Raw genomic sequence first — 15,597 nt, forward strand, 5'->3', positions numbered from 1 at the left:
CTCCCGCCAGACGCAGCAAACTCAGTGCCGTGATCGTCTTGCCCGAGCCGGACTCGCCCACCAGCGCGAGCTTTTCGCCCGCCGCGATCGAAAAGTTGACGCCCCGCACCACCTCTTTGGTGCCGAAGCGCACGTGCAGGTCCCGAACCTGCAGCAAGGGAGTGCTGTCCGGTGCGGTCACTGGTCGGCCTTTCGAGGATCGAGCGCATCGCGCAGGGCATCTCCCATGAAGGTAAGCAAGAGCAAGGTGGTCACCAGCACCGCAAAGGTGGACAGCGAAATCCACCAGGCATCGATGCTGTTCTTGCCCTGGCTCAGCAGCTCGCCCAACGAAGGCGTTCCGGGCGGCACACCCAGGCCCAGGAAGTCGAGCGAGGTCAGCGCGAGGATGGCTGCGCTCATGCGGAATGGCAGGAAGGTGACCACCGGCGTGAGGCTGTTGGGAAGGATGTGGCGCCAGATGATCTGCGCGTTGCCCACGCCCAGGGCACGGGCGGCCTTCACGTAGTCGAGCTGGCGGTTGCGCAGGAATTCGGCGCGCACATAGTCGGACAGCCCCATCCAGCCGAAGAGCGACAGCAAGATGAGCAGCAGCGCCACGCTCGGCGCGAACACGGCACTGAAGATGATGAGCAGGTACAGCTCGGGCATGGAGCCCCAGATCTCGACGAAGCGCTGGAATGCCAGATCGGTCTTGCCCCCGAAAAAGCCTTGCACAGCACCCGTCACCACGCCCAACAGCACGCCCGTGACGGTCAGGGCCAAACCAAACAGCACGCTGACCCGAAAGCCGTAGAGCAGCTGCGCCACCAGGTCACGCCCTCGATCGTCCGTACCCAGCCAGTTGTCGGCCGTGGGGGCCGAGGGGTTGGGCGACTTGGCAAAGTAGTTGAGGGTGTTGGGGCCGTAGGTGTTGAGCGTGTAGAGCGCCCAGTTGCTGCCCTGGCTCAACCGCTCCTTGATGAAGGGATCCAGGTAGTCGGTGGGCGTCTCAAAGTCGCCGCCAAAAGTGGTCTCGGGGTAATTCTTGAGCATGGGGAAGTAGGTCTGCCCCTCGTAGCGCACGACGATGGGCTTGTCGTTGCTGATCAGCTCTGCGCACAGGCTGATGAGGACCAGCGTGCCAAAGATCAGCAAGCTCCAGTACCCCAGGCGGTTGCGCCTGAAGCGCAGCCAGGCGCGCCGGGAGGGGGATAGCGAAGGCGATGGCGAAGAAGAAGCAGTGCTCATGCCGTGGGGTGGAGGGTCAATCGAATTTCACGCGCGGGTCCACCCACACGTAGCACAGGTCGCTGACGAGCTTGGTCACCAGCCCGATCAGCGTGAACAGATAGAGCGTGCCCAGCACCACGGGGTAGTCCCGCCGGATCACGCTTTCATAGCTCAGCAGCCCCAGGCCGTCGAGCGAGAACAGCGTCTCGATGAGCAGCGATCCAGTGAAAAACGCGCCGATGAACGCTGCCGGAAACCCGGTGACGATAGGGATGAGCGCGTTGCGGAACACGTGCTTCCACAGGACCTGCCGCTCACTCAGGCCTTTGGCGCGGGCGGTGAGAACATATTGCTTGCGGATTTCTTCCAAAAACGCGTTCTTGGTGAGCATGGCAGTGACCGCGAAGCTGCCCAGCACCATGGCCGTGACGGGCAAGGTGATGTGCCACAAATAGTCCACGATGCGTGCGCCCCAGGACAGCTCGTCCCAATTGGACGAGGTAAGGCCCCGCAGTGGGAACCACTGCAACTGCCCGCCAAAGATCACGAGCAGCGCCACGCCGAGAACGAAGCCGGGGATGGCGTAGCCCACCAGGATGATGAGCGTGGTCACCAGATCGAACCGCGTGCCCGCCCGCACGGCCTTGGCCACGCCCAGAGGCACGGCGACCAGGTAGCTGATGAAGAAGGTCCACAGGCCCAGGCTGATGGAGACAGGGAGCTTTTCCTTGACCAGGGTCCACACATCCTTGTTCTGAAAAAAGCTCTTGCCCAGGTCAAACCGCGCGAATTGCCCAAGCATCTGGATGAAGCGCTCGTGTGCAGGCTTGTCGAAGCCGTACAGCGCCTTGATCTGCTCCAGGCGCTTGGGATCCACGCCCTGGTCGCCACGGTAACCCATGCCGCCAGTTTCCAGCCCACCCCTGCCTGCGGCGGTGCGGGCCTCGGCCAAGTATTGCTCCACTGGTCCGCCCGGCACGAACTGGATCACCAGGAATGTGAGGAGCAGCACCCCTAGCAGCGTGGGCAGCATCAGCAGCAAGCGTTTGGCGATGTAGGCGAGCATGGTCGTCAGTCAGGAATGAAAACCAGGTGAGCGGGCCCGTCGGCAGCACCGGGCGCAAGGCTTCTTGTCGTGGACATCACGGCCTCCGACTCCACCACGAGAACATGAGCCACTCTTCGGCCTTGGCGTAGGGCGGCATGGGCTCCTTGTAAGCCAGGCGCTGCTGGTTGTAGACCACGCGATGCGAGCCCAGTGTCCACTGCGGAATGAGGTAGTGGCTATGCATGATCACGCGGTCCAGCGCGCGGCAGGCGGGCAGCATCTCGGCCTGGCTGTTGGCGCGCGTGAGCGCCATGACCAGCGCATCCACCGCCGGGCTGTTCACGCCCGCATGGTTACTGGACCCCTCCACCTTCACGCCCTGGCTGCCGAACAGCTCCTTCATCGCTTGGCCGGGGTTGTAGGTGCCCGGATAGGCCAGGCTGATCATGTCGTAGTCGAACTTGTCCAAACGCTGCAGGTACAGCGCAAAGTCGACGGCCGTGAACCGCAGCGTGATGCCCAGTTTCTCCAGGTTGCGGATCCAGGGGGTGACGGTACGGGCTCCACCTTCCTTGCTGTCCAGGTACTCGATCACCATCGCGTCGCCCTGTGCATTGCGTAGCGCGCCATCGCGGTAGGTCCAGCCAGCCTCGGCCAGCAACTGACGCGCGCGGCGCAGGTTCTCGCGCAGCGAGTGGCCCTCGCCCTCAGTAGTCGGCGGGCTGTACATGGGGCCGAACACGGTGTCCGGCACCTTGCCGCGCCAGGGTTCGAGCAGCGCACGCTCTTCGGGGGTTGGCAGGCCCTTGGCCTCGCACAGCGTTTTGCCAAAGAGATCCTTCACGCGCGGGTAGCCGCCATAGAACATTTGGCGGTTCATCCATTCGTAGTCGATGGCCAGGCCCAGCGCCTCGCGCACACGCACGTCCTGCAACATGGGACGGCGCGTGTTGAGCACGTAGCTCTGAAAGCCTGCAGGCAACTGGTGCTTCATGTCCTTCTTGGCCAGCACGCCCTGCTTGAAGAGCTTGCCGTCGATGCGCCGGGCCCAGTCGCCCGCCGAATAGATGGTCATGAAGTCAAACTCGCCCGCCTTCATGGCCTCAAGCCGGGCGGTGTTGTCCTTGTAGATCTTGACGGTGATGCGGTCGAAATTGAAAGCGCCCCGGGTCACGTTGAGGTTGCTCCCCCAGTACTTCGGGTCGCGCTGATAGGTGATGTCGCGACCGAACTTCACGTCGCCGATGCGGTAGGGGCCGCTGCCGATGGGTGTGTCGGTCACGATCTCGTCGAAGCGCTTGGCCTTGCCGTCAGGCCCGCGCCCCCAGGCGCGGCTGAAGACCGGCAGGCTGCCCACGGTGAGCGGCAGTTCGCGGTTCGGCTGCTTGAAGCGGAATCGCACTGTGCGCTTGTCCAGCACATCCACGCCCGCCACCTCCTGCAGCATGGTGGCATAGCTCGGCGATGCGTGTGGGCTGACAAGCATGTCGTAGCTGTGCTTGACGTCGGCCGCCTCCACCGGGTCACCGTTGTGAAAGCGCGCTTCAGCCCGCAGGCGAAAGGTGGCGCTGAGCCGATCCTCGGCCACCTGCACATCCTCCGCCAGCAAGCCGTAGCCCGAGGCGGTCTCATCCATGGAGCCGGTGAGCAGCGACTCGAAAATCAGGTCGCTCAAGTAGGCCGGCGTCGAGCCCTTCATCGTGAAGGGGTTGTATTTGTCGAAAGTGGAATAGCGCAGGTTGCTCACCATGCGCAGCTCCCCCCCCTTGGGCGCGTCAGGGTTCACATAGTCGAAGTGCGCGAATCCAGGGGGATACTTCAGATCGCCCCACAGGGCATAGCCGTGGGCAGACCAGGCCGGAGCCGCACACACCGCCAGCAAAAGAGTCAGCCAAAACCGCATGCGACAATTCTGCACTACGTTAAGCGCCGGACGAGGGCGCTGCATCCACACCATTCCAAGGAGAACAAAACATGGGTTTTCTGACCGGCAAGAAGCTGCTCATCACGGGCGTGCTCTCCAACCGCTCCATCGCTTACGGCATTGCCCGCGCCTGCCGCGACCAAGGTGCCGAGCTGGCCTTCAGCTACGTGGGCGAGCGCTTCAAGGACCGCATCACCGACTTTGCCGCCGAGTTCGACTCCAAGCTGGTGTTCGACTGTGACGTGGCCAGCGACGAGCAGATCGAGCGCATGTTTGCCGAGCTGTCCAAGACCTGGCCCAAGTTCGACGGCTTTGTGCACAGCATCGGCTTTGCCCCCCGTGAGGCGATTGCAGGCAACTTCCTGGATGGCCTCTCGCGCGAGGGCTTCCGCATCGCGCACGACATCAGCGCCTACAGCTTTCCGGCGATGGCGAAGGCGGCCCTGCCCTACCTGAACGACAAGTCCTCGCTGCTCACGCTGTCGTACCTGGGCGCGCTGCGCTCCATCCCCAACTACAACACCATGGGCCTGGCCAAGGCCAGCCTGGAGGCCAGCGTGCGCTACCTGGCCGAAGCCGTGGGCCGCACCGAGGACGGCCGCAGCATCCGCGCCAACGGCATCAGCGCCGGCCCCATCAAGACGCTGGCCGCCAGCGGCATCAAGGACTTCGGCAAGCTGCTGTCGCGCGTGGCCGATGCTTCGCCCCTGCGCCGCAACGTGACGATTGAAGACGTGGGCAATGTGGCGGCCTTCCTGCTGTCCGACCTGGCCTCGGGCATGACGGCCGAGATCACCTACGTGGACGGCGGCTTCAGCCAGACGGCGGGCCTCTCGGCCGATCAGGTCTGAGCCTGGCTCGTCTCAAGCTTTTCAACATCAAAATGGCCTCTAGCGCTTACCGGGCAAGCGCTAGCAGCTATTTTTTCGATAGCAAACTCTCGCGCCGCAGCTGCCTCGCCTGGCTCCTGCTCGCCGGCACGGCCCCGGTTGTCGTGCGGGCTGCCGACGCGCCTTCGCTGTTGCTGGCCAACGTGTACCGTCCCGGCATGCCGCTGGCGGACTACTGGGTGAGCGAGAAGTATGACGGCGTACGTGGCTACTGGGATGGAAGCGCGCTGCGCAGCCGCGGCGGCGAGATCATTGCTGCCCCTGCATGGTTCACGGCCGGCTGGCCTGCCGACACACCGATGGATGGCGAACTGTGGGCTGGTCGCGGCCGGTTCAGCCAGGCCCAGTCCACCACGCGCCAGCAGCGGGCCGACGATGCGGCCTGGCGCCAAATCAAGTTCATGGTGTTTGACCTGCCCCGGCATGGGGGTACGTTCGACGAGCGCATTCCGGCCATGGAAACCGTGGTCGAGCGCATCGGGCAGCCCTGGGTGCAGGCCGTGGCGCAAAGGCGCATCGCCTCCGACGCCGCGCTGCAGGCTTTGCTGCAACGCACGGTGCGAGCAGGCGGCGAGGGGTTGATGCTGCACCGGGGCGCGTCGCTGTACCAGGCGGGACGCAGCGACGATCTCATCAAGGTCAAGACCCACGAGGACACCGAGGCGCGCGTGGTGGCCCATGTGCCCGGCCAGGGACGCCACGCCGGCCGCATGGGTGCATTGCTGGTGGAGATGCCCTCAGGGCAGCGCTTCAAGCTGGGAGCGGGCTTCAGCGATGCGCAGCGGGCAGACCCTCCGCCCGTTGGCAGTTGGGTCACTTACCGCTTTCGCGGCACGCACGACGGAGGACTGCCACGCTTTGCGAGTTTTGTGCGAGTGCGCGAGGACATGCCGCGCTGACGCAGGCCTTCCCCGATCCGCCGCCGCACGCTATCAAAAAAAGAGCTTCCTGCGCTTGAAAACCAAGCGCGGGAAGCTCTTTTTGCATCAAGCCTCGATCAGACGATGCGCCCGTAGGGACCGTCGTCTCCCACCTGCACCAGGTTCTCGGCAGTGGCCAGGGGCTTGGGATTGCGCGGAGCCTTGCTCTGCGCTACGCAGTCTGCGTAGTAGCGCACCTGGCCGTGCTCGTCTTCCACCTCGACCAACCCGTGGATGTCAGTCTCGAAGCCGGGGCACAGCTTGGCGAACTCACGCGCGAACTTGAGGTAGTCCACGATCTTCTTGTTGAAGACCTCGCCCGGGATCAGGAGCGGAATGCCCGGTGGATACGGCGTGACCAGGCCCACGGTGATGCGGCCTTCGAGCTGGTCGATCTCCACGCGCTCGGTCTGGCGGTGGGCAATGTGCGCATAAGCGTCCGAAGGCTTCATGGCCGGCGTGAGGTCCGAGAGGTACATCTCGGTCGTCAGGCGCGCGATGTCGTACTTGGCGTACATCTCGTGCACGTGCTGGCACAGGTCGCGCAGGCCCATGCGCTCGTAGCGCTTGTGCTGCTGGCAGAACTCCGGAAGGATGCGCCACATGGGCTGGTTCTTCTCGTAGTCGTCCTTGAACTGCTGCAGCGCCGTGAGCAGCGTGTTCCAGCGGCCTTTGGTGATGCCGATGGTGAACATGATGAAGAAGCTGTACAGGCCAGTCTTCTCCACCACCACGCCGTGCTCGGCCAGGTACTTGGTCACGATGGACGCGGGGATGCCGGTCTTGTCGAACTTGCCGTCCAGGTTCAGGCCGGGCGTGACGATGGTGGACTTGATCGGGTCCAGCATGTTGAAGCCGTCGGCCAGCTGGCCAAAGCCGTGCCACTTGCTGCCGTTCTTCTTACCCTTGCCGTCGCTGCGGATGATCCAGTCCTCGGCGCGGCCCAGGCCCTCGTCCACGAGCTTGTCGGGGCCCCAGACCTTGAACCACCAGTCGTTCTTGCCGAAGTCTTCTTCCACCTGACGCATGGCGCGGCGGAAGTCCAGGGCTTCGAGCAGGCTTTCCTCCACCAGCGCGGTGCCGCCGGGCGGCTCCATCATGGCGGCCGCCACGTCGCAGCTGGCGATGATGCTGTACTGCGGCGATGTGGACGTGTGCATCAGGTAAGCCTCATTGAAGAGGTGCCTGTCGAGCTTGGCGGTCTGCGAGTCCTGCACCAGCACGTGCGATGCCTGGCTGATGCCGGCCAGGAGCTTGTGGATGGACTGCGTGGCGTACGTCACCGAATACTTGGGGCGCGTGCGCTTCTTGCCCATGGCGTGGTAGCTGCCGTAGAACGGGTGGAAGGCCGCGTGCGGCAGCCAGGCCTCGTCAAAGTGCAGGTTGTCCACGTAGCCGTCGAGCATGCTCTTGATGGTCTCGGTGTTGTAGAGCACACCGTCGTAGGTGCTCTGCGTGAGCGTGAGCACGCGCGGCTTGACCTTTTTCGCATCCACGCCCTTGAGCAGCGGGTTGGCCTTGATCTTGGCCTCGATGGCCTTGGGTTCGAACTCGCTTTGCGGGATGGGCCCGATGATGCCGAAGTGGTTTCGCGTGGGTTTCAGGAACACGGGGATGGCCCCGGTCATGATGATGCTGTGCAGGATGGACTTGTGGCAGTTGCGGTCCACCACCACCACGTCGCCTGGTGCCACGGTGTGGTGCCACACCATTTTGTTGGACGTGGACGTGCCGTTGGTCACGAAGAAGCAGTGGTCGGCGTTGAAAATGCGCGCGGCGTTGCGCTCCGATTCGCCGATGGCACCGTTGTGGTCCAGCAGTTGGCCCAGTTCTTCCACCGCGTTGCACACGTCGGCGCGCAGCATGTTCTCGCCGTAGAACTGGTGGTACATCTGGCCCACAGGGCTCTTCAAAAACGCCACGCCGCCCGAGTGGCCAGGGCAGTGCCAGCTGTACGAGCCGTCTTCGGCGTAGTCGAGCAGTGCCTTGAAGAACGGTGGCTGCACGCTCTCCAGGTAGCTCTTGGCTTCGCGGATGATGTGGCGCGCGACGAATTCGGGGGTGTCCTCGAACATGTGAATGAAACCGTGCAGCTCGCGCAGGATGTCATTGGGCAGATGGCGGCTGGTCTTGGTCTCGCCGTGCACGTAGATGGGCACCTCGGCGTTCTTGCGGCGCACTTCGCCAATGAAGTTGCGCAGGCTCAGCACGATCGGGTCCAGCCCTTCACCCAGGGTAAATTCCTCATCGTCGATCGACAGGATGAACGCACTGGCACGGCTTTGCTGCTGCGCAAACTGCGACAGGTCGCCATAGCTGGTGACCCCGACGACCTCAAAGCCCTCGGACTCGATGGCTTGGGCCAGCGCACGGATGCCCAGCCCCGAAGTGTTCTCCGAGCGGTAGTCCTCGTCGATGATGATGATGGGAAAGCGAAACTTCATGCGCAGCCTCCAGGGAGCCGTGGCCTGCCCGGCCAAAAAACGAAATAGGCGCGAAGTGTAAGGAATAACCTTGACGCGCCTTTGAACTGCCACCCTTTTGACCCAGAATGTGGTGCAACAAAGACAACCACAACAAACAGGAGGTTCGCTATGGAGGAATCCACCATCTGGTGGCTGGCGGCGGGCGCCATCGTGGTCGCTGAACTGCTCACCGGCACGTTCTATCTGCTCATGGTGGCGTTGGGACTGGTGGCCGCAGCACTGGGAGCACACGCGGGATTGCCTATGGCGTTCCAGATTGTCGCCGCCGCGGCAGTGGGCGGCGGTGCCGTGGTGGCCTGGTACCAGCTCAAAAAACGCCGCCCGGGCGATCCTTCTGCCCGCGCGGACCGCAGTGTCAACCTGGACGTGGGTGAAACCTTGCTGATCGAGAGCTGGAACCCCGACGGCACCACCACGGTGAAGTACCGCGGCGCGCAGTGGACAGCCATCCACCGCCCTGGCATCACACCCGCCACGGGCATGCACCGCGTCGCCGAAGTGGTGGGTAACCGCCTGCTGGTGGATCCCCTGTAGTCCTCCCGCGTCCGCTTCACCCCATCCGATTCAATTCATTCAACTCACCCCATTTCAAGGGAGGCTGTGCCGTGGAACTCGCTGTCGCCATCACCATACTCATCATCGCCGTGATCTTCATCGCGCGCGCCGTCAAGGTCGTCCCACAGCAGAATGCCTGGGTCAAGGAGCGTCTGGGCAAATACGCAGGCACACTGGCGCCAGGGCTGAACCTGCTGGTGCCCTTCATCGACAAAGTGGCCTACAAGCACAGCCTCAAGGAAATTCCGCTCGACGTGCCCAGCCAGATCTGCATCACGCGCGACAACACGCAGCTGCAGGTAGACGGCATCCTGTACTTCCAGGTGACCGATCCCATGCGTGCCAGCTACGGCTCCAGCAACTACATCATGGCGGTGACGCAGCTGGCGCAGACTTCGCTGCGCTCGGTCATCGGCAAGCTCGAACTGGACAAGACCTTTGAGGAACGCGACATCATCAACGCCCAAGTGGTGCAGGCCATCGACGAAGCGGCGCTGAACTGGGGCGTGAAAGTGCTGCGCTATGAGATCAAGGACCTGACGCCTCCGAAAGAAATTCTTCACGCCATGCAGGCGCAGATCACCGCCGAGCGGGAAAAGCGGGCGCTGATTGCGGCATCAGAGGGCCGCCGCCAGGAACAGATCAACATCGCCACAGGTGAACGCGAGGCCTTCATTGCCCGATCCGAAGGCGAAAAGCAGGCCGTCATCAACAAAGCCCAAGGGGAAGCCGAGTCGATCAAAGCCGTGGCGGAAGCCACCGCACAAGCCATCGAGCGCGTGGCCGCCGCCATCCGCCAGCCCGGCGGCGAACAGGCAGTTCAGCTGAAAGTGGCAGAGAAAGCGGTGGAGGCGTACAGCCAGGTTGCGTCGGACGCCACCACGACGCTGATCGTGCCCAGCAACATGACCGAAGTGTCTGCGCTGATCGGCTCGGCCATGAAGATGGTGCAGGCTTCGCAAAAGACGGTCTGATCCTGCTCTCGCCAGAAGCTTTTTTTCATCACCTCAACGACCATCACTCGAATGCCCCGTTTCCTGTGGCTATAATCGAGGGCTTCGGAGAGGTGGATGAGCGGTTTAAGTCGCACGCCTGGAAAGCGTGTGTGGGCTAATCCCCACCGCGGGTTCGAATCCCGCCCTCTCCGCCAAATACAAGCCTAAGTAGTCAACCTACTTAGGCTTTTTTCTTTTCTAAACCTTCATCGTTGTACTCGCACGGGTCGCCTTACCCGAAGAGACCTGCCTCAGCCCGACCGCCCCTCGCAGGCTGGAGGCTCATTCGGACGTTCCCGAGCCATTGCTCTCGGCAGCGACGCGCAACTCAGCCGGGGGGACCAACGTTAAATGGTCATTGCTGATGATGGGAACAAACCCCAACGGCCCCCGCCGCCGGTGAAAAGGAGTTGTGAACTTCTCCGCAATCGAGGCCACCACCTTTTCAAAAAAAGGGCTGTGGCCCGCGCCGCTTCCGTAGCTCAACTCCAGCTGGTTCCAGCGAATTCGCCACTGTCCCTTGACCCGCTGCACACCCACCCGCACGTGCTCGTCCAGATTTTGGGATTCGAGCTTGAAAAAAAGCGTGAGACCAAAGTAGACAAAGCCATCGTCCCCGACCTGGAGGCGCGGGGATAGGGTGGAGCCAGCGTCCCGCACACGGTCAAGATGCTCGTCGAGGACGTAAAACTCGATGTCCGTTGACTTGGCGCCCAGGTATTCGATGAGTTCTACGCGCAGCTTCTCTGCGAAAACCTTGCACTCATCCTTATAGCGCTCAAACTCCCGGCACCAAGCGTCGGCTTTGGCGGTGAGATCTTCAAAAACAGTGGTGGCCATTTTTCAATCCGTTGTCACTGTGGAATTGCAGCTCGTGCGAACGGCCAAGACGCATGATGGCGGCCCGGGAAAGCGACACGAAGAAGCGGCAAAAAATGCTGAACCGTCCTCTCATGCGCGGCAAGCCAACAGAGGACTGCGGCAACGGCTCGGTCTGAATGACATCGGTCTGTGGCATGGCGCCAACTTTCCGACGTCATGGACTATGGCACTGTAGGACTGGATGCCTCGCACGGGTGAGCAGTCACACAGCACGCATCGATCCACCGTGGGACGAGGACTACTTGAGGGCCAGACAACGTAGCGAATCGCCGCTGAAACGCGAGGCCGGGCACTGGGTCATGTAGCCCATAGGGCGTCGCCCCCGCTAGATCCATCAAACGATACCTACGGTCGGGTAGTCCCTGACCTACGGACCAGCCTTGGTTGCGGTCAGACAGTGGAGTTTCACACGGATGTCCCGTGTGCTAATCGTTCAACTCACAGGAGATCGAAATGGCAAACAGCAATCAAGGCAACCAAAACCAAAGCAAGAACCAGGGTAGCAACAACCAAGGCGGTTCCGGCTCTGGCCGCGGCTTCGCATCCATGGACAGCGACCGCCAGCGCGAGATCGCCGCCGAGGGTGGCCGGGCAGCACACGCGTCGGGCAACGCCCATGAGTTCACCTCTGCAGAAGCCCGCGAGGCCGGCTCCAAGAGCCATGGTGGCGGTGGCCAGCAAAGCGGTACCCGGGGCAGCGGCAATGACAGCGGCGGCAGCGGCAACACCCGCGGCGGGAGTTCTGAGCAGCATGCGCGCGCTGGCAGCCAGAGCCACAAGAACGACCGCTAACTAGCCATTGGACGCGGGGCATTTCCGTGCTCCCGCGTCCGTGCGTGATGCGGTGCCCGGCGCTTGCGGCGCGGGCATCGCATCTGGATTTCACGAGCGGCATTGGCGCCGCTTTGCAAGGGAATGGACTGGCAGGCCTTTAGGTCGATTCCTACAAATGGGCGCGCGCACGCAGGCGAGCATCAAAGGCTGATCACAAATTTTGGACGCGTGCGACAGCTATCGCCCAGCGGCATTTCCATGCAATCCATGACTACATCGCTTTCCAACCAGTGGGGGTCGAATCTCCAAAAGGCTCAGACGCATCAGCCGGATTGGGACAACTACGTCGTCACCAAGGTCAAGAACGTACGAGCAGCCCTGCTCTCTGGCATTGACACTTTTCAGGCAGATGGATTCACCGTCCCCATGGCCAGTGGTTTCATCGAGCTTTCCGGGATGCGCGCAGGCGCGTACCGCACATTTCTCAAGATCGGGTTCACCGAATCCAACCGCGTCGTGCTGCCCTCCTTCCAACTGGTGGACAACTCGGCGGTCGGCACCCTGATTCTTCCGACGCATTGTTTCGGCTCCACACTGCAATTTGCCAACAGTCCCATGGCGCACTTCCGCATTGGGGGTGATGGGCGGCGCAACGCCATGGCGACGGACGTAGCCCTGTTGAATTTCACCTTGACAGAGCCCGAAGTCAAAGAAGGAATTGAAGTAGGGTTCATCAACTCCCGATAGGGCACCACAGGGAACTCACGGCGCCGGCCTACATGCGGCAGGCTGGCCGCTCTCCATACTGCGCGCCATGGACCATCCCTTCAGCCGTCGCCCCCGTTTCGCGCACCGCAATTGGTGGGCGCCCCTCCTTTGCAGCCTGGGTTGGCTTTCGGCCGCCTCAGCGCAGACGCCCCCTCCGCCTGGCGTGGGTTCGTCTCCGGAGTTACCCCCGCCCGCGCAAACCCGGTTGATTCCCACCGTGAACATTGCGCCCGCACAGGGATGGCCTGACGGTGTGCGACCACAGGCACCTGCGGGGTTCAGCGTGTCGCGCTTTGGCTCCGGCCTGGAACACCCGCGCTGGATTCATGTGCTGCCCAATGGGGACGTGCTGGTGGCCGAAACCAACAAGCCCCCGCCGACCCAAGGTGCCAAGAATGTGCATGCCGAGGGCATCCGCGGCAAGGCCATGGGCTTGGTGATGAAACGCGCAGGCGCCGGCACGCCGAGCGCCAACCGCATTACCCTTTTGCGCGACAGCGATGGGGATGGCATTGCCGAGACCAAATCCGTGTTCCTGAAGGATTTGAATTCTCCATTTGGCATCGCCTTGGTGGGAAACCAGCTTTATGTTGCCAATGCGGATGGCATTGTCAAAGTCCCTTACGAAACAGGGCAGACATCCATCACGGCTTCCCCCGTCCAGCTTACAGATCTCCCGGCGGGGGCCAACCACCACTGGACCAAGAACATCATCGCCAGCCTCGATGGCAGCAAGCTGTACGCCACTGTGGGCTCCAACAGCAATATCGGGGACAACGGAATGGAGTCTGAGGAAGGACGCGCCGCCATTTGGGAAGTGGACTTGGCGTCCGGAGCCAAGCGCCTGTTTGCCACCGGACTGCGCAATCCCAATGGCCTGGGGTGGGAGCCTCATACCAAAGCCCTCTGGACGGTGGTCAATGAGCGTGACGAGTTGGGCAACGACCTCGTCCCCGACTACCTCACCTCGGTCAAGGACGGTGCCTTTTATGGCTGGCCATGGAGCTATTGGGGCCAGCATGTGGACACCCGGGTCAAGCCACCCAACCCTGACATGGTGGCCCGTGCCATCGCCCCCGACTATGGCCTGGGAGCGCACGTAGCGCCGCTCGGGCTGGCGTTCGCAGATGCGCGCATGCCCGCCAACTACACCAGCGGCGCTTTCATCGGGCAGCATGGCTCGTGGAACCGCAAGGAGCTGACAGGGTACAACGTGGTCTTCGTACCATTTGTCGATGGGCGCCCCGCCGGCCCTCCTGTTCCGTTCTTGACTGGTTTCCTGAGCAGTGAAGGCAAGGCCTACGGCCGACCCGTGGGCGTTGCGCTGCACGGCTCGGGCGGGCTGTTGGTGGCAGACGATGTGGGCAACGCGGTGTGGCTTGTCAGGCCGAGCCGGTGATGGACGACGCTCTGGCGCTTGGACCGCAGTTGCCTTCGCTGAGCTACCAATGGCAAAGGCTGCGCTGGCGTTGGGCGGCCAGCCCTTTGGTGGCTGGCTGTCTCGTCTACCCAGTACACGCCCAGGAAGGCGACACCCACCCCGCCTCCGGCGCACCACCGGGCGCTGCTGCTTTACCAACGGTCACGGTGATCGACAACGCTCAGGCGCAGCGCCGTTTCGACAGCGCTGCCAGCCACAGCTTGTTGGACATCGATGGTTTCGCCGCGACAACACCGTTAGTGCACCTGTCTGAACTCCTCGCCGGCCAACCGGGCGTCGTAGCCACCGACCGCGGCAACTATGCGCAAGATTTGCAGATTGCCGTGCGTGGCTTCGGTGCGCGCTCTACCTTTGGTGTTCGGGGTGTGCGCCTTCTTGTGGACGGCATCCCAGCCACCATGCCCGACGGACAAGGTCAGGCCGCCACCGCCCACCTGCCTACCGCAAGCCATGTCGAGATACTGCGCGGGCCGCTGGCCCAGCTGTACGGCAATGCCGCAGGGGGCGTGGTGCAGGTCACGACCCGCGACCCACGCCCAGGCGGCGAAGCGCAGGCGGGTATTGCCATGGGCTCGTCTGGCCAGCGCCTCGCCGAGGCCACGCTGGATCTTGGGAGCGAACAGTTGGGTGGCCTGGTGGGGATTTCCCACTTTGAAACAGACGGTTGGCGTGCACACAGTGCGGCGCGCCGAACGCATGTGAATGCCAAACTGCTCGCCCGGCCCGACGGCGCCACGCGCATCACAGGCCTTTTGAACCTCTACACCCAGCCTCTGGCGCAAGACCCGCTGGGATTGACCAGAACGCAATACTTGCAGGACCCGCGTCAGGCGGCCTCGGTGGCCACCGCCTTCAATACGCGCAAGGCGGTGGAACAGAACCAGATAGGCCTGGTGCTGGACCGCCAGATCAGCTCCCTCGATAGCGTACAGCTGCGCGCCTATGGCGGCACGCGCCAGTTGACCCAGTATCTGGCGTTCAGCGGAGCAGCGCCCAACAGCGCTGGCGGGGTGGTGGACCTGGACCGGGGCTTTCGCGGCGCCGGCGCCACCTGGACGCGCACACTCCGCCGAGCCTCCGGTTTACCGCTCACCCTGACCGCGGGTCTGGAAACCCATGGATTGTCTGAGCACCGGCTGGGCACGGTGAACGATGCCGGAACCAGTGGCGCATTGCGCCGCGATGAGCGCACCCGCGTTGAAAACACGGACGCTTTTGCGCAGGTGGACACGTGGCTGTCTCCCCGCTGGCGCGCCGTCGCGGGGCTTCGAACCAGCATGGTGCGCATATCTGTCGACGACCACTACGTGGTGCCCCCGTCCAACCCCGACGATGGTGGCGCACGACGCTGGCGCCATACCAGCCCTGCCCTGGGGCTCGTGTGGTCCGCCACCGAGAATCTCAATGTCTACGCCAACATCGGGCGGGGTTTCGAGACACCCACAGTGTCCGAGATGGCCTACACCCTCAACAATGCGGGGCCCAACTTCGGGCTGCAAGCGGCTCGCAGCCGACAATGGGAAGTCGGTACGAAGTGGCGCTCGGGCACGCAGGAGATAAACGCTGCCTGGTTCGACACCCGCACGCAGGGCGAGATTGTCCCGGCCGCCACCGTCAACGGTCGCTCTGTATTCCAAAACACCGACAACGTGCGCCGCCGCGGACTGGAACTGGCATGGCGCACCAGCCAGGGTGCCTGGTC

15 protein-coding genes and 1 tRNA gene are annotated in these 15,597 nt (G+C 63.0%); 9 read left to right on the forward strand and 7 right to left on the reverse strand.

Annotated elements, in window-relative coordinates; genetic code table 11:
• The 4 genes from MRY84_RS01660 to MRY84_RS01675 form a co-directional block, all read right to left on the reverse strand.
• A partial coding sequence (locus MRY84_RS01660) for an ATP-binding cassette domain-containing protein (protein ID WP_291504032.1) occupies positions 1-181 on the reverse strand: 181 nt, incomplete at its 3' end.
• Entirely contained in the window at positions 178-1,230 is a 1,053-nt protein-coding gene (locus tag MRY84_RS01665) for an ABC transporter permease (protein WP_291504033.1), read from the reverse strand. The genes MRY84_RS01660 and MRY84_RS01665, both read right to left, overlap by 4 nt.
• A 16-nt stretch (positions 1,231-1,246) precedes the next feature.
• Positions 1,247-2,278, reverse strand: a complete 1,032-nt coding sequence (locus MRY84_RS01670) for an ABC transporter permease subunit (protein WP_291504034.1) — start codon at positions 2,276-2,278, stop codon at positions 1,247-1,249.
• A 76-nt stretch (positions 2,279-2,354) separates the two neighbouring features.
• Complete coding sequence (locus tag MRY84_RS01675; protein ID WP_291504035.1) at positions 2,355-4,163, reverse strand: extracellular solute-binding protein; 1,809 nt, start codon at positions 4,161-4,163, stop codon at positions 2,355-2,357.
• Positions 4,164-4,234: 71 nt separating this feature from the next.
• Here MRY84_RS01675 and fabI point away from each other — a divergent pair, with 71 nt between their 5' ends.
• Positions 4,235-5,035: an enoyl-ACP reductase FabI gene (gene fabI, locus MRY84_RS01680; protein WP_291504036.1), complete on the forward strand. Its 801-nt coding sequence runs from the start codon at positions 4,235-4,237 to the stop codon at positions 5,033-5,035.
• 32 nt (positions 5,036-5,067) lie between these two features.
• Positions 5,068-5,973, forward strand: a complete 906-nt coding sequence (locus MRY84_RS01685; RefSeq protein ID WP_291504037.1) for a DNA ligase — start codon at positions 5,068-5,070, stop codon at positions 5,971-5,973.
• A gap of 98 nt (positions 5,974-6,071) precedes the next feature.
• On the opposite strand, the gene MRY84_RS01690 is transcribed toward MRY84_RS01685, so the two are convergent.
• Positions 6,072-8,438 carry an arginine/lysine/ornithine decarboxylase gene (locus tag MRY84_RS01690; RefSeq protein ID WP_291504038.1) on the reverse strand — a complete coding sequence of 789 codons (2,367 nt, stop codon included), beginning with the start codon at positions 8,436-8,438 and terminating at the stop codon, positions 6,072-6,074.
• A gap of 150 nt (positions 8,439-8,588) precedes the next feature.
• On the opposite strand from MRY84_RS01690, the gene MRY84_RS01695 reads away from it, so the two are divergent.
• From MRY84_RS01695 to MRY84_RS01705, 3 genes are all read left to right on the forward strand, one after another.
• The gene (locus MRY84_RS01695) at positions 8,589-9,014 is read left to right on the forward strand and encodes an NfeD family protein (protein WP_291504039.1); all 426 of its coding nucleotides are present in this window, start codon (positions 8,589-8,591) and stop codon (positions 9,012-9,014) included.
• Between the two features lie 71 nt (positions 9,015-9,085).
• Positions 9,086-10,009, forward strand: coding sequence for a stomatin-like protein (locus tag MRY84_RS01700; RefSeq protein ID WP_291504040.1), 924 nt, complete (start codon positions 9,086-9,088; stop codon positions 10,007-10,009).
• A gap of 86 nt (positions 10,010-10,095) precedes the next feature.
• Positions 10,096-10,185 (forward strand) — tRNA-Ser (locus MRY84_RS01705).
• A gap of 127 nt (positions 10,186-10,312) precedes the next feature.
• Here the strand turns inward: MRY84_RS01705 and MRY84_RS01710 are convergent.
• Together MRY84_RS01710 and MRY84_RS01715 are read right to left on the reverse strand one after the other, a co-directional pair.
• Positions 10,313-10,870: a hypothetical protein gene (locus tag MRY84_RS01710; RefSeq protein WP_291504041.1), complete on the reverse strand. Its 558-nt coding sequence runs from the start codon at positions 10,868-10,870 to the stop codon at positions 10,313-10,315.
• Complete coding sequence (locus tag MRY84_RS01715; RefSeq protein ID WP_291504042.1) at positions 10,851-11,048, reverse strand: hypothetical protein; 198 nt, start codon at positions 11,046-11,048, stop codon at positions 10,851-10,853. Before MRY84_RS01715 ends, MRY84_RS01710 begins: the two co-directional genes overlap by 20 nt.
• A 317-nt stretch (positions 11,049-11,365) precedes the next feature.
• Here MRY84_RS01715 and MRY84_RS01720 point away from each other — a divergent pair, with 317 nt between their 5' ends.
• From MRY84_RS01720 to MRY84_RS01735, 4 genes are all read left to right on the forward strand, one after another.
• On the forward strand, positions 11,366-11,704 hold the full coding sequence (locus MRY84_RS01720) for a KGG domain-containing protein (protein ID WP_291504043.1): 339 nt from the start codon (positions 11,366-11,368) through the stop codon (positions 11,702-11,704).
• Between the two features lie 240 nt (positions 11,705-11,944).
• Complete coding sequence (locus MRY84_RS01725; RefSeq protein ID WP_291504044.1) at positions 11,945-12,433, forward strand: hypothetical protein; 489 nt, start codon at positions 11,945-11,947, stop codon at positions 12,431-12,433.
• Between the two features lie 136 nt (positions 12,434-12,569).
• A complete protein-coding gene (locus tag MRY84_RS01730; protein ID WP_291504046.1) occupies positions 12,570-13,853 on the forward strand; it encodes a sorbosone dehydrogenase family protein in 1,284 nt (427 codons plus the stop codon).
• The coding region (locus tag MRY84_RS01735) for a TonB-dependent receptor (protein ID WP_291504045.1) at positions 13,853-15,597 on the forward strand (1,745 nt) is incomplete at its 3' end. The genes MRY84_RS01730 and MRY84_RS01735, both read left to right, overlap by 1 nt.

It is taken from the genome of Acidovorax sp., from assembly GCF_022763525.1.
Lineage (GTDB): Bacteria > Pseudomonadota > Gammaproteobacteria > Burkholderiales > Burkholderiaceae_C > Acidovorax.

Coding starts and splice junctions, on each gene's coding strand:
- MRY84_RS01665 (WP_291504033.1), bottom strand. CDS start 1,230: ATGAGCACTGCTTCTTCTTCGCCATCGCCTTCGCTATCCCCCTCCCGG.
- MRY84_RS01670 (WP_291504034.1), bottom strand. CDS start 2,278: ATGCTCGCCTACATCGCCAAACGCTTGCTGCTGATGCTGCCCACGCTG.
- MRY84_RS01675 (WP_291504035.1), bottom strand. CDS start 4,163: ATGCGGTTTTGGCTGACTCTTTTGCTGGCGGTGTGTGCGGCTCCGGCC.
- fabI (WP_291504036.1), top strand. CDS start 4,235: ATGGGTTTTCTGACCGGCAAGAAGCTGCTCATCACGGGCGTGCTCTCC.
- MRY84_RS01685 (WP_291504037.1), top strand. CDS start 5,068: ATGGCCTCTAGCGCTTACCGGGCAAGCGCTAGCAGCTATTTTTTCGAT.
- MRY84_RS01690 (WP_291504038.1), bottom strand. CDS start 8,438: ATGAAGTTTCGCTTTCCCATCATCATCATCGACGAGGACTACCGCTCG.
- MRY84_RS01695 (WP_291504039.1), top strand. CDS start 8,589: ATGGAGGAATCCACCATCTGGTGGCTGGCGGCGGGCGCCATCGTGGTC.
- MRY84_RS01710 (WP_291504041.1), bottom strand. CDS start 10,870: ATGGCCACCACTGTTTTTGAAGATCTCACCGCCAAAGCCGACGCTTGG.
- MRY84_RS01715 (WP_291504042.1), bottom strand. CDS start 11,048: ATGCCACAGACCGATGTCATTCAGACCGAGCCGTTGCCGCAGTCCTCT.
- MRY84_RS01720 (WP_291504043.1), top strand. CDS start 11,366: ATGGCAAACAGCAATCAAGGCAACCAAAACCAAAGCAAGAACCAGGGT.
- MRY84_RS01725 (WP_291504044.1), top strand. CDS start 11,945: ATGCAATCCATGACTACATCGCTTTCCAACCAGTGGGGGTCGAATCTC.